The 14,027-nt window shown below is 67.4% G+C and carries 8 protein-coding genes; 4 read left to right on the plus strand and 4 right to left on the minus strand.

The annotated features are described in order from the left end of the window. Window positions 1–244: 244 nt before the first annotated feature. The 3 genes from OCW50_RS13550 to OCW50_RS13560 all read left to right on the plus strand — a co-directional run bounded on the left by OCW50_RS13550 (window position 245) and on the right by OCW50_RS13560 (window position 4,353). Window positions 245–1,660: an adenylate/guanylate cyclase domain-containing protein gene (locus tag OCW50_RS13550; RefSeq protein ID WP_262297907.1), complete on the plus strand. Its 1,416-nt coding sequence runs from the start codon at window positions 245–247 to the stop codon at window positions 1,658–1,660. 133 nt (window positions 1,661–1,793) lie between these two features. Then, a complete protein-coding gene (rocF, locus tag OCW50_RS13555) occupies window positions 1,794–2,744 on the plus strand; it encodes an arginase (RefSeq protein WP_262297908.1) in 951 nt (316 codons plus the stop codon). A 247-nt stretch (window positions 2,745–2,991) separates the two neighbouring features. Then, entirely contained in the window at window positions 2,992–4,353 is a 1,362-nt protein-coding gene (locus tag OCW50_RS13560; protein WP_262297909.1) for an NAD(P)/FAD-dependent oxidoreductase, read from the plus strand. Window positions 4,354–4,401: 48 nt separating this feature from the next. Here OCW50_RS13560 and OCW50_RS13565 read toward each other — a convergent pair whose 3' ends face one another. Next, window positions 4,402–5,514 carry an NADH:flavin oxidoreductase/NADH oxidase gene (locus OCW50_RS13565; protein ID WP_262297910.1) on the minus strand — a complete coding sequence of 371 codons (1,113 nt, stop codon included), beginning with the start codon at window positions 5,512–5,514 and terminating at the stop codon, window positions 4,402–4,404. A 436-nt stretch (window positions 5,515–5,950) separates the two neighbouring features. Between OCW50_RS13565 and OCW50_RS13570 the strand changes: the two genes are divergently transcribed. Further along, window positions 5,951–8,818: an ATP-dependent Clp protease ATP-binding subunit gene (locus OCW50_RS13570; RefSeq protein WP_262297911.1), complete on the plus strand. Its 2,868-nt coding sequence runs from the start codon at window positions 5,951–5,953 to the stop codon at window positions 8,816–8,818. Window positions 8,819–8,833: 15 nt separating this feature from the next. Here the strand turns inward: OCW50_RS13570 and OCW50_RS13575 are convergent, their stop codons facing one another. The 3 genes from OCW50_RS13575 to OCW50_RS13585 form a co-directional block, all read right to left on the minus strand. Next, window positions 8,834–10,183 carry an HlyD family type I secretion periplasmic adaptor subunit gene (locus OCW50_RS13575; RefSeq protein ID WP_262297912.1) on the minus strand — a complete coding sequence of 450 codons (1,350 nt, stop codon included), beginning with the start codon at window positions 10,181–10,183 and terminating at the stop codon, window positions 8,834–8,836. Next, window positions 10,183–11,991 carry a type I secretion system permease/ATPase gene (locus tag OCW50_RS13580; RefSeq protein ID WP_262273541.1) on the minus strand — a complete coding sequence of 603 codons (1,809 nt, stop codon included), beginning with the start codon at window positions 11,989–11,991 and terminating at the stop codon, window positions 10,183–10,185. Before OCW50_RS13580 ends, OCW50_RS13575 begins: the two co-directional genes overlap by 1 nt. A 118-nt stretch (window positions 11,992–12,109) precedes the next feature. Then, on the minus strand, window positions 12,110–13,489 hold the full coding sequence (locus OCW50_RS13585) for an MSCRAMM family adhesin SdrC (RefSeq protein ID WP_262297913.1): 1,380 nt from the start codon (window positions 13,487–13,489) through the stop codon (window positions 12,110–12,112). Between the last annotated feature and the right edge of the window lie 538 nt (window positions 13,490–14,027).

A 14,027-nucleotide genomic window follows, 5' to 3' on the forward strand; every position in this document is an offset into this window, starting at 1 on the left:
TAGAGACTCGGACCCAAAAGTGGACACCACTTTTGGGTCCGAGGCTCCCTCTCTTGACCGGCGCATCGGATAAGGCGGAAAACCGGGTCCACTTTTCCGTCCGATGCGCTAGCGGTTCGCCCCGATAGGCTGACGAGAATGGAAGGGGGGACATTCACGTGCCCCCTCTGGCCGCGCAGGGGCGGTTCGTGCTCTAATCGGGCTCATCGCCTGAGCCATGGAGCCGGGGAGCCGGGAGGCCATCATGCGGCCAGATCTGCGCGCGAAGGATCCATCCCGGGAAACAGAGCCTTTCATCAACCTGCCGGATCGCCCCCTCGAGGGAGACCTCGTCGCGGCCCTGATGAGGCGTCACGAGGTTGCCGCGGAGCGGCTGATCGGATGGCTGCGCGTGGCCATCGGCCTGTGCATCTTCGTGACCGTGATCCTCGCCGACCGGATTCTGCTCCGGTTGACGGGGATCTCCCTCGACATGTTCGAGCGGAATGCCTGGATCGCCTCGTTCGGCTTCCTGATTGTCGGCGCCGTCAGCATCGTGCTCGCGGTGCCGCAGCGCTGGCGCCACGGCTTCTCCTACCTGTTCATGGCGCTGGATGTGGGGCTCGTCCTGGTCATCGCGTTCCTTGCCGTCGGCGAGCGCGGATTGCCCGGCAATGCCCTGCCGTCCGCGCCGATCACCTGGGCGGCGCCGCTCGTCCTGGCCGTCGGAGCCCTCCGCTACGACGTGAAGGTTCAGCTCTGTGCCATCGCTCTCCTGGCGATCGGACTGGTCGGGATCGCCGTCGCGCTGGACCATCGTCTCGTGCTCGATCCCGACGCCATGGCGGCGCCCGCGTGGCACCGCCTGTTCTCGATGCCGGTCAACGTGATGCGGCTCGAGCTGCTCCTCCTCGCCGGAGCCGCCACGGCCTTCGGCATCATCCGCTCGCGGCGCCTCCTGTCCTCCGCCGTCAGGGACGCCATCGGGCGGGCGAGCCTCTCGCGCTTCCTCCCGGCCGAGATCGCCCCTCGGGTGGCGGCCGGCGACGTCGACCTGCGCCGCGGGCGCCGCCAGAAAGCCGTGATCGTCTTCGTCGATATCCGCGACTCCACCGGTCTGGCCGAAGGCATGGATCCGGAGCGGCTGTCGCAGTTCTTCACGGCTTTCAGGACCCGGATCCTGGGAGCCGTCCGCAACCATCGCGGCTTCGTCGACAAGTTTATCGGGGACGGGGCGCTGATCCTGTTCGGCGTGCCGGACGAGAGCGGCGACGACGCCGCGCGCGCCCTCGCCTTCGCGCACGATCTCGTCCGCATCGTCGCTGCCTGGAACGCGACCCGCGAGCTGCCCCAGACCGTGCGGATCGGGATCGGGATCCATGTCGGCGAGGTCTTCTGCGGGATCGTGGGCGACGAGGAACGGATGGAGTTCACCGTCCTGGGCGATGCGGTGAACGTCGCCTCCCGTCTCGAGCAGGCGACGAAGCGCTATGGCGAGATGATCCTGGCCTCCGGGGCGGCCGTCGAAGGCTCACCCGACCGCACGGCCTGGCGGGAGATCGGACTCGAGCCTCTCGCCGGGCGCAGGGAGCCGATCCCGATCTTCGCGCCGATTCCAGCCGCGGCGGCACCCGACGGCCAAGCGCCTGCCGCCCCTCACGCTTCGCAGAAGCCCGCTTAGGCGCGAAGGCGCCGCCACACCCGGCCGCTCGAGGGTATGCATCCGGCCCGCCCGCATTATCCTTTTGTCAAACTTTCCTGCTCAAGTCAGGGGCGCCGTGGGTGGACCCCGCTGAACCCGAAGGGAGAACGGAATGACATCGAAGCCGTGTATCGTTCTGGGCGTACCGGTTCAGGAGGGCGCCGGCCGACTCGGCTGCGATATGGGGCCGAGCGCCTTCCGGACCGCCGGACTGATCACCGAGCTGCAGAATCTCGGCTATATCGTGGAAGACCGGGGCAATATCGCGCCCGCGCCGCTGCGCGATCTGCAGCATCCGAATCTGGCCATCAAGGCGCTTCCGGAAACCGTCGCCTGGACCGAGGCCATCGCCGAGGCGGCCTACCGGGCGGCCGGCGACGGGATTCCGATCTTCGCCGGCGGCGACCACAGCCTCTCGGCCGGCTCCATGACGGGGCTTGCGCGCCGGGCCGCGGAGCAGGGCCGGGAATTCTTCGTCCTGTGGCTCGACTCGCATCCGGATTTTCACACGCTTGCCACGACCACGAGCGGCAACCTGCACGGGGTGCCCATGGCCTATGCAACCGGGCGAAGCGGATTCGAGGGCTACTTTCCTGCCCTCGCCACGCCCATCAAGCCGCAGAACGTCTGCATGATGGGCATCCGCAGCGTCGATCCGGCGGAGCGCTCAGCCCTGCAGACCGCGGGCGTAACGGTTCACGACATGCGGTCCATCGACGAGAACGGCGTCGTGTCGCTCCTCGACGCCTTCCTGAAACGCGTCGCCGCGGCCAATGGGACACTCCATGTGAGCCTCGACGTGGATTTTCTCGATCCGGCGATCGCGCCCGGCGTCGGCACCACGGTTCCCGGCGGCGCGACCTTCCGCGAGGCGCACCTCATCATGGAGATCCTTCACGACAGCGGCCTCGTGGGGAGCCTCGACCTCGTCGAACTCAACCCGTTCCTCGACGAGCGCGGCCGGACGGCCCTGCTCATGGTCGATCTCGTGGCAAGCCTGTTGGGGCGGCGGGTGCTGGACCGCCCGACCCAGAGCTACCGCTATACCCCGAAGATCGGGTGAGCCGCTCAAGATTTAGGGAACAAGGAACCGCGGTCGCCAGTCGACCCTGGGAGGAGCCCGGCCCTTCCGGGCGACCCTGGCGCTTCCTAGGGCAAGTCCCTGAAGCCTGGGGAGGTCTGGATATCCGGGAGGAGATGCAATAAAATTGCCATAAGGGCGGAACATCGCGGATCTCCGACCATTGGGAATGGCTGGGGCCGCCCGACGAGGGGCATGCTCGTTCCACCCAACAGCAGCGAGAGGCGGAATGACCGCTGAAAGACCAAGGGTCGTGATCGTCGGGGCGGGCTTCGGAGGGCTGACGGCCGCTCAAACCCTGGCGCGGGCGCCAGTCGACGTGACGATCATCGACCGTCACAACTACCACTACTTCCAACCTCTTCTCTACCAAGTCGCCACGGCGGCCCTGTCGCCGGCCGACATCGCCTGGCCGATCCGCGGTATCCTCAGGCGGCAGAAGAACACGACGGTCCTCCTGGCGAATGTCACCGGCATCGATGGAGACGCGCGCAACGTCCGCGCGGGCCCGGTGGACGTCCCTTACGACTTTCTCATCCTCGCGACGGGCGCGACCCATTCCTATTTCGGACACCCGGAATGGGCCTCTGCCGCTCCAGGGCTGAAGCAGATCGAGGATGCGACGTCCATCCGCCGGAAGATCCTTCTCGCCTTCGAACACGCCGAGCTGACGAACGACCCTGACGAACAGCGCCGCCTTCTGACATTCGTGGTCGTGGGCGGCGGCCCCACCGGCGTCGAGATGGCCGGCGCCATCGCGGAGGTGGCTCATCATGCCCTTCCGGCCGAATTCCGGCGGATCGACCCGCATGCCGCCCGGGTGATCCTGATCGAGGCGGGGCCTCGCCTGCTGCCGGCCTTTCCGGAGGATCTTTCAACCTATGCCCATCGAGCCCTGGAGCGGATGGGCGTGGAGGTCAGGACGCTCGCGCGGGTCACGAACTGCGATGAGGCCGGGGTCGACCTGGAGGAGGCACGGATCGAGGCCGGAACGGTCATATGGGCCGCCGGCGTCGTTGCTTCTCCGGCCGGCGCATGGCTCGGGGTGGACCAGGATCGCGCCGGACGGGTCAGGGTCGAGCCGGATCTGACGGTTCCGGAGAGGCCGGAGATCTTCGTCATCGGCGACACCGCCGCGGTGACCGATGCGGCCGGCAAGCCGGTGCCGGGGATCGCGCCGGCAGCCAAGCAGATGGGTCGCTATGTGGCCGAGGTGATCGCCGCGCGGGTCGGGAGCAGACCCTTGCCGGGACCGTTCCGGTACCACCATCAAGGCGACCTTGCCACGATCGGGCGCAAGGCCGCCGTGGTGAAGCTCAGGTCGGTTCATCTCACGGGCTTCATCGGCTGGCTGTTCTGGGGCTTCGCGCACGTCTACTTCCTGATCGGCCTGCGTAACCGTGCCGTCGTGGCGTTCAGCTGGTTGTGGAACTACCTGACCTATCAGCGCGGGGCGCGCCTGATCACCGACGGTCCGGCCATGCAGAGGATGGCCCGGGATGAGAAGGCTCAGGCCCGACCCGAAACTGCCGAGATGCACGCCCGATCCGGTCGGGATCAGGCGCGTTCAGGCGCAACGGACTGGCGATAGGTTCACGGAGGACCCGCAGCATCCGGCTCCGTTGCGCCTGGGCCGCCCTCAATCGTCCGCGCGCATCTTGAAGAGATCCGAATATTGCCGCGGCTGCGAGCGCAGGTACTGGCTCGGGGCCCGGACCGCAGCGCCGAAATGCGCAGCCGCGTGCCAGGGCCAGCGAGGATCGTAGAGGATCGCGCGGGCAAGGGCGATCAGATCGGCGTCCCCGGCGACGAGGATGGATTCCGCCTGCACGAAATCCGTGATGAGACCGACCGCGATGACCGGCATGCCGACCGGTTTCACGGCGCGGGCCAGCGGCACCTGATAGCCCGGTCCTACGGGGATCTTTTGTGCCGGCGTCAGACCTCCGCTCGAGACATGGATCGCACTGCAGCCGCGCGACTCGAGGGCCTTTGCGAATTCCACCGTCTCATCGATGGTCCAGCCGCCTGGCGCCCAGTCCGTGCCCGATACCCGCACCGTCACCGGGCGCCCTGCCGGGAACACGGCCCGAACCGCATCGAACACCTCGAGCGGAAAGCGCATCCGGTTTTCGAGCGATCCGCCATAGCTGTCGTCCCGCTGGTTGGACAGCGGCGACAGAAACTGGTGGAGCAGATAGCCGTGAGCCGCATGAAGCTGAACGGCGTCAAGGCCGAGCCTCGCAGCCCGGACGGCCGCCTCGGCGAAGGCGTTCCGCACCCGCGCAAGACCATCCCGGTCCAGAGCCGCCGGAGAAGCCTCGCCGCTCTCCTGCGGGATTGCGGAGGGCGCCTCCGTCTGCCAGCCATGGGCATGATCGGGGGCGATCTGCCGCCCCCCCTTCCAGGGCACTTCCGTCGAGGCCTTTCGCCCGGCATGGCCGAGCTGGATCGCGACCGGCATGTCGGACCAGCGCCGGATCCCATCCAGAACGCGGCCCATGGCGGCCTCGCACGCGTCCGAATAGAGGCCAACATCCCCGTAGGTGATCCGGCCTTCCGGCGTGACTGCCGTCGCCTCGATGGTGAGCAGCGCCGCGCCGGAGAGAGCAAGCTGACCCAGGTGGATCATGTGCCAATCGTTCATGCAGCCATCCTCGGCCGAGTACTGGCACATGGGAGCGATGACGATGCGGTTGGCGAGTTCCAGATCCCCGACCCGGAAGGGTGTGAAGAGTTTCGCGTGCGACATGGGTTGCCTCGTCGATGGCGGATGTTTCAGGCTTGTGTGGCGTTCAGTGGCATTGAAACGCGTCCGCAGCCGGAAAGGTCTGTCAGGCCACGGTGCCTTTGTGACCGATCCGACACCTCTTTTGCTGGGCGCGCCCATTCGGATTATCATGACTTGCTCTTCGGTGAGTCGTCTTCAAGCCCAAGCTTGGTCATGGCAGCCCTCCATTTTTCGTCGGGCTGCCCGCTGCTGATCCGGATCTCGTGATGGTCTGAACAAGAACGGCCGCTCCAGAGCAAACGCCTCGCGAAATCGTATTCTCCCTCTGGGATCGACAGGTCTGCGTACCGGCCACAGCAGCAGCCGATGAGGAACGACTAAGCCGAAGTCGCGCTGGGCCGGACATCTGCCGGGCCACGACACCTAATCAGGCAGAACAGCCAACGTGGAGGAAGCCATGGCGGACGGAATCTGTGACATCTGTGGTGTCCGGCCTGCGACCGTTCGAGCGCAGGTGGTCAGCAACGGCCAGCGCCAGACCATGGAGCTCTGTGACGTCGATTACCGGCGGCTGGCGCGGCAGCAGCGGCCGAGTTCGCCGCTGGAGTCCCTCTTCGGCGGGCGCGGCAGCCTGTTCGACGACTTCTTCGGTGGCGACGTTTTCGGCGAGAGCCCGCGCGGCAGCGCAGGAAGGCCTGCCGATGAGCCCTCCGACACGGGGGACGGCGGCACGCCCATTCCGGTCCGGTCCGGGCGGGGTCGCGCCCGCGGACGGGGGTCTGCCGCCGGCGTCGCCGAGCGTCTGAGCGAGCATGCCGAGGAGATCCTGCAGGCGGCCGCACGACGGGCCGGCGATTTCGGCCGGCGGGAAGTCGACACCGAGCATCTGCTCCTCGCCCTCACCGAGAGCGATGTCGTGCGCACCATCCTCGACCAGTTCAAGGTCTCCCTCGATGACCTGCGCAACCAGATCGTCGCGGAAAGCCCGCGGGGCGATTTCAACCCGGAGGAAGGCGGCGAGATCGGGGTTTCGCCCCGGGTCAAGAGCGCCCTCTCCCGGGCCTTCTCGGCTTCCAGTGAGTTCGGCCATTCCTATGTCGGGCCGGAGCACCTGCTCATCGGCTTGGCCGAGGAGGGAGAAGGCATCGGGCCCGATGTTCTGAACCGCTACGGCCTCACCCCGCAGGCCATCCGCCAGCAGGTCACCAAGGTGGTCGGGCGCGGCGCCGAGGAAGGGCGGGTCGACACCCCCACCAACACGCCCAACCTCGACAAGTACTCCCGCGATCTCACCAAGCTCGCCCGCGACGGCAAGCTCGATCCGGTGATCGGCCGCGCCAGGGAGATCGAGACCACCATCGAGGTGCTGGCCCGGCGCAAGAAGAACAACCCGGTCCTCATCGGCGAGCCGGGCGTCGGCAAGACGGCCATCGTCGAGGGGCTTGCTCAGCGCATCGTTGCCGGCGAGGTGCCCGAGAGCCTGCGCGACAAGCGCCTCGTGGAGCTGTCGATCAACTCGATGGTGGCCGGCTCGAAATACCGGGGCGAGTTCGAGGAGCGCGTCCAGCAGATCCTCAAGGAGGTCACCGAGCGCGAGGACGAGCTTGTTCTGTTCATCGACGAGATCCACACCATCGTGGGGGCCGGCCAAGGCGGCGGCGAAGGCGGTCTCGACATCGCCAACGTGTTCAAGCCGGCGCTCGCGCGCGGCGAGCTCAACCTGATCGGCGCCACCACACTCAACGAATACCAGAAGCACATCGAGAAGGACGCCGCCCTGGAGCGTCGCTTCCAGCCGGTCTTCGTGCCCGAGCCGAGTGTGGCCCAGACCATCATGATCCTGCGCGGCCTGCGCGACACCCTCGAGGCGCACCACAAGGTCACCATCACGGACGAGGCCGTGATCGCGGCCGCCGAACTCTCCGACCGCTATATCACCGGGCGCTTCCTGCCGGACAAGGCCATCGACCTCGTCGACCAGGCGGCCGCCCGGGTGAAGATCTCGGCCACCGCCAAGCCCGTGGACGTGCAGGAAATGGAAGCCGAGGTGCGCCAGCTCAAGCGCGAGCAGGATTACGCCTCCTCCCGCAAGCACTTCGACCGCGCCTCGGACATCCAGGCCCGGCACGATGCCCGCAGCAAGGAGCTCCAGGACGCGACCGAACGCTGGCGGCGGGAACGCGGCTCGGCCTCGACGGAGGTGCGCACCGAGGATATCGCCCAGGTGGTGTCCAAGCTCACGGGTGTTCCGGTCAACGAGCTGACGACCGAGGAGCGTCAGCGCCTCGTGAAGATGGAAGAGCGCCTGCACCAGCGCGTGATCGGCCAGGAGGAGGCGGTCAGGGCGGTCAGCGATGCCGTGCGCCTGGCGCGGGCCGGCCTGCGGGAGGGGCGCCGCCCCATCGCGACCTTCCTGTTCCTCGGCCCCACCGGCGTCGGCAAGACCGAACTGGCCAAGGCTCTCGCCGAGACCGTCTTCGGCGAGGAGGACGCGATGATCCGGCTCGACATGTCGGAATACATGGAGCGCCACGCGGTCGCCAGGCTCATCGGCGCGCCGCCCGGCTATGTCGGCTACGAGGAGGGCGGGCAGCTGACCGAGCGCGTGCGGCGCCGGCCCTATTCGGTGGTTCTTCTCGACGAAATCGAGAAGGCGCATCCGGACGTCTACAACGTGCTGCTGCAGGTGTTCGACGATGGCCGGCTGACCGACGGCAAGGGACGGGTCGTGGACTTCACCAACACGATCCTGATCGCCACGTCGAACCTGGGCTCCGACATCATCCAGCGCCACCTCAACCTGCGCGGCACGGCCGAGGACGATCAGGCCCGTCTGAAGCGCGAGCTGATGGACGTGCTGCGCGGCCACTTCCGACCGGAGTTCATCAACCGCATCGACGAGATCATCGTGTTCCATGCCCTGGCGCGGGGCGAGATCCGCTCCATCGTCGAGCTTCAGCTGGAGCGCGTCAGGCGGACCGCCCATGGCCAAGGCGTCGATCTTGAGATCGACGCCAGCCTTGTCGACCACCTGGCGGCCGCCGGCTTCCGGCCGGAGTTCGGCGCGCGCGAGCTGCGGCGCCTCATCCGCTCCGAGCTGGAGACCCAGCTGGCCCGGGCGATGCTGGCGGACGAGGTCCATGAAGGCGACCGGGTGACCGCGCGCTGGGACGGCGACCAGCAGAGGGTCGTGCTCGAGCCTCAGCCCAAGGCAGAGGGTGCGACAAAGGTCACGGGCGCGACCGATGACCACCACAATGCGGTCGAGATGGAGCGGGACGCTCAGACGGGATCCGGGAACAAGGGACACTCGGCCGCTGAATGAACCCGGCAGCTGGCCTCAATCCTCGCGGAACGCGCGATTGAAGCTGTCCATCACGGGGCGCAGCATGTAGCCGGCCGCGGTGAACTTGCCGGTCTTGATCAGAACCTCGACGGGCATGCCGGCCATGACCTCGACACCGGGCAAGGATGAGAGCGAATGCTCGTCGAGACGGATGCGCGCCGTGTAGAACGAGCGCTGCGTGGTTTTGTCGGTCATGCGGTCGGCCGACACATAGGTGAGCGTTCCTTCCACAGGAGGAACGCGGCGGTGCTTGTAGGGCATGAGCCGCACCTGCGCCGGCAATCCGGGATGGACGACGTCGATGTCGTCGGGTCTCACCTGGGCGGTGATGATGAGGCGATCATGCTTCGGCACGAGGTCGAGCAATGGCTGCCCCTCCCCTACGACGCCGCCGGGCGTCCGGATCCGGAGATCGGTGACGACCCCATCCTCGGGGGCGCGCACCTGGGTGCGGGCGAGGACGTCCCGAGCGGCCTCGGCCCGTTCGGACAGCTGGTAGAGGAGCGCCTGCACCTCGCGCAGGCTCTGAGCGATCTCGGCCTCCCGATCGCTGCGCAGCTTGAGGATCTGAGCGTTGGCTTCGCCCACGCCCTGTTCGGCACGTGCCATTTCCTCCTGCGCCTGGCCCTGGCGCCCGTCGATCTCGGCCTGCTCGCGCTCGAGGGCCAGCTTGCGCGGCTGCGCGATGATCCCTCTGGCGACCAGGGGCGCAATGGATTCCATTTCCTTCTTGATGATCTCCGCACGTTTGGCCGCCGCGCTCACCTGATATCGCAGGCCCAGCATCTGGCGCGAGATCTGCTGCTGCCGCTGGATCAGCACAGCGAGCTGCGACTGATAGAGCTGGCGACGGCTGTTGAAGATTCGCTGCTGTCCGGCGAGCATCTCGGCGAGCGCCGCGTCCGTCTCCGCCGCCTGGCGCAGGGGCAGCGGGAACTGAATCGTGTCGGTCCCGTCACGCTCGGCGAGCAGCCGCGCCTCCCGGGCCTGCGCCTCGCGCAGCTGTCCCTGGAGGGCCTCCGCGCTGGATCTGGCCCGCGTATCGTCGAGCTGGATCAGCGGCTGGCCGGTCGTCACGGCATCACCGTCCTTCACCAGGATCCTGGCGACGATGCCGCCTTCCAGGTGCTGCACCGTCTTGCGGCTCGTTTCGGCCTCGACCGAACCGACCGCGATGGCGGCGCTTTCGAGCGGCGCCGTGACCGACCAGATGCCGAAGCCGCCGATGAACACGACCACGAGCCCGAAGGCGACGGCCGTCAGCCACCGGATCCGGTGGAACGGAGTGGGGGGCGGCGGGGGCAGGACATCCGAGAGGTCGATGACGGGAGATGTTCTGGCCATCACGCGGCTCCCTTGCCGGCCTGCTGACCCGGTGCGGCGATCATCGGCCCTTCGTTAACCTTCGGCATGCGCGCTTCAGGCTTCGCCCTCGCCTGCTGGGCGACCCTGATGGCCGTCCGCCCCTGGGCGATTTTCTCGGCGATCTCGCGGCGCTCGCCGTAGGCGTTGACCAAGCCGTTGTCGAGCACGAGCACGTTGTCGGCGACCGACAGAATGCCGAGGCGCTGGGCGATGACGATGATCGTTGCACCGCGAGACTTCATCTCGTCGATGGCCCGACGGAGCGCCTCCTCGCCTTCCGGGTCGAGGCTGGCATTCGGCTCGTCGAGAACGATCAGACGGGGGTCGCCGAAAAACGCACGCGCAAGCCCCAGCTTCTGGCGCTGACCGCCGGAGAGCCGCGCTCCGCCCTCGCCGATATGGGTGTCGTATCCCTTGGGCAGCCGCATGACGGTGTCGTGAAGATCCACCAACCGCGCAGCCGCAATCACATCCGTGGAACTCGCCTCGGACAGGCGGGAGATGTTCTCCGCAACGGTCCCGGCGAAGAGCTCGACGTCCTGGGGCAGATAGCCGAAGTAGCGATGTCCCCCGGAGGCCATCCACACCCCGACGTCGGCCCCGTCGAGGCGCACATGCCCGGTGGTCGGCGGCACGGTGCCGGCGATCAGGCGACCGAGGGTCGATTTCCCGGCCCCTGAGGGCCCGACGACACCGAGCACCTTGCCGGCACAGACCATCATCGAGAGGCGGCGCACGACAGGCTCGGTCGATCCAGGCGGCACATAGGTGAGCTGCTCGACTTCCAGGAGGCCGCTGGGCGGGGGCAGCTCCATACCCTTCACGGGCGGCGGCGCGGCCTGCATGATGCGCCGGATACGGTCGTAGGCGAGCCGCACGTTGGTGACGGCCTTCCAGGTGCCGATCGCTCCCTCGACAGGGCCGAGGGAGCGGCCGAGCAGGATCGAGGCGGCGAAGATCGCCGCCGGGCTGACATCGTGCCGGATCACCAGGAACGAGGCTGCCGCCATCACCAGCACCTGCGCGAGGAAGCGCACGAAGCGGGCCAGTGCCTGGATGGCCGAGGCCCGCGATCCCGCCGAGAGTTGGGCGGCCTTGGCATGCGCCTGTTCATCGGACAGGATCCGCGCCACGCCGGGCAGCATGCCCATGGCGGTGATCGCCTCCACATTGCGCATCAGCGACTCGAAGCGGTGCTGGCTTTCGGATGAGGCCGCGGAGGCCCGCGCGAAGGGAGCCCGGGTTACGGTCTCGTTGAGCCATGCGAAGCCGAACAGGATGAGGGAAGCCACGATCCCGATGGCGCCCAGCAGCGGGTGCACGAGGGTCATGGCGAGCAGAAAGATCGGCGTCCACGGGAGGTCGAACAGCGCCGTGCACGCCGATCCACCGAAGAACTGGCGCAGGGTGCCGAGATCGCGCCAGGCCTGTGCGGCTCCTGCCGGATCGGCTCGCAGCGCGGCCTGCACGGCCGCGGTGAGCACGGGAGCCTGCAGGCGCTCCTCGAGCCAGCCACCGATGCGGGCGAGCATCTCGCGGCGCAGGGCCTCGATGACCGCATGGAGCGCCAGCGCGAAGATGACGATGAGGGTAAGCATGAAGAGCGTGTCGAGGCTCTGGCTCGACAAGACGTGGTCGTAGACCTGCAGCAGGTAGAGCGGCATGGTCAGGGCGAGCAGATTGACGAAGAAGCTCAAGCCCGCAACGAGGGCCAGCGAGTAACGGCAAAGCCGGAAGGCGTGCTCCACCTCTGTCTGATGGCGGGCCTTCATCCAGTTCAGGGCCATACGCGATCTCCGGGCACGTCATAGGAATTGGGCGAGCGCTTGTACGGCGGGAGCAGGGTACGAGCGCCAATCCGGGACCGCAGGTTCGCTGCGGTCCCGGATGGCCGTGGCCGGCACTTCAGACGGTGAAGCCGAAGTCGAAGTCGCCGAAGTCGAACGTGAAGGCCAGGCTGGCATCCTGCGTGGCATCCATCGTCTGGTCGAGATCGACCGTCACCGCCTGGTCCTGGGTGGAGGTGGCGTCGGAGTCGTTGTTCTGGCCGAAGTCGAAGTCGCCGATATCCTGATCGGAGGCCGCGGTTCCGCCACCGCCCTGCTCCACGCTGGCCCCGGCATTGCCGCTGGCGGTGGAGTCGATGTCGGACATGACGTCGTTGTCGGAGTGCGCCCCGGCATTTCCGCCGGCCGTGCCGCCATCGGCGCTCGCATTGCCGCCGGCCGCATAGCCGCCGACTGTGTTGCCGCCGGCCGTGTCACCGCCCGTGGCCGCACCGGAAGCGGAGTCGCCACCGGTCGTGTCGCCGTTCGTCGCTGTGCCGGCACCGCCGGCGCCGCCCGTGGCAGCGCCACCCGTACCGTCGCCACCCGTGGCGGCGCCGGTGGTTGCTCCACCGCTGGTGCCGTCACCGCCGGCGGAGTCGCCGCTGGTGCCGTCGCCACCATAGCCCGCACCGCCGGTGCCTGTGCCCGAGGTGCCGTCGCCGCTGGCGCTGGTGCCGGAGCCGCCATCGCCACCATAGCCACCTTCACCATAGCCGCCTTCACCGTAGCCGCCGGTTCCAGCACCACCGTAGCCGCCAGATCCAGCGCCACCGGCTCCGCCTGTGCCGTCACCGCCCTCGCCGTAGCCGCCTGTTCCATCTCCCCCGGCGCCACCAGCGCCACCGGTCGCCGCGGAGGCGCCCGTCGTCACGTCGCCGGAGTACCCGTCGCCGCCGGGGCCGTTGCCGCCCGATGCATCGCCGCTGTACGAGTCGCCACCCTCGGCATAGCCGGTGGATGCGTCGCCGGAATAGATCGGTCCGCTCGTGCCGTCGCCACCTGTCGCGGCGCCGCCTGCACCGCCGGCCGCGCCCGCAGTGCTCCCGTATGTATCGCCGGACGCAGAATCGCCGCTGTAGGTCGGTCCGCCGTAAGTGTCTCCACCCGTGGCCGCCCCGCCGGTTGGATCGCCCGCCGTCGCGGTGCCGCCATAGGCGTCGTTATCGGTGGTGGCGGTCGAATCACCGCCGGAGCTTACGGTCGAGTCGACGTCAGAGTCGTTGTCCGTGCTGACATCCGTGTCAGCCGTGTTGTTGGCGCTGGCATCATTGTAGGCCAGCTGCACCGGGGTGTAATCGACCGCGCCGTCGTTGTCGTTGTCTTGCTCGATGTCCGAGGTCTGACTGGTATCCGTGTCGGTGTGCTGCCTCTGCAGTTGATCGAGGGTGTTGTTCAACTCGACGTCGAGATCGAAATCGAACCCGAATCCGCTGAGCAGGTCTGATAGGTCTGCCATTCTCGCGCTCCTCACGTGGTTGCCGCCGCCTCGTGGAGTTGCAAGGCGGTTTGGCAGAGAGTCCTGCATGCGCGGCATGAGAGAAAGTTGCCGATTTGCATGCCGCAGAATGGGTGAGGAGAAGGACCCGGTCGCCCATTCGGGTGACGCGCCTTCTTTCACATGCAGTGGAGCACCTGCCGGATCAGCCGAACCGGTAGGTCATTTCATGAGGTACCCCTTAAGGGACATCTGCGTCTCGGATCGGCTAAGACGATGATTCACCTGCGCAAAACATCGCTTTCAGCACTCCATTGAGGCGGACCGTCGGACGTACTGCTAATTTGTCTCCGGTCCCATGCCGGTCAATTGATCCGTGTGAATGCCGAACCAGTTGGATGATGGGAAAGCTTCCTTTCTCATCATGCCGGGGAGGCGCCTGTGACAATTGACCTATTCACGGCGGCCTTGGGGTTGTCCGGCCTGAGAGAGTGCGAGCAATAGTCTCGGCTGACGCTTCAAGGCATCATCAAATTGAAGCCGAGCCTGGCAGTTCGAT

It is taken from the genome of Microvirga sesbaniae (assembly GCF_025460805.1).
Classification (GTDB): domain Bacteria; phylum Pseudomonadota; class Alphaproteobacteria; order Rhizobiales; family Beijerinckiaceae; genus Microvirga; species Microvirga sesbaniae.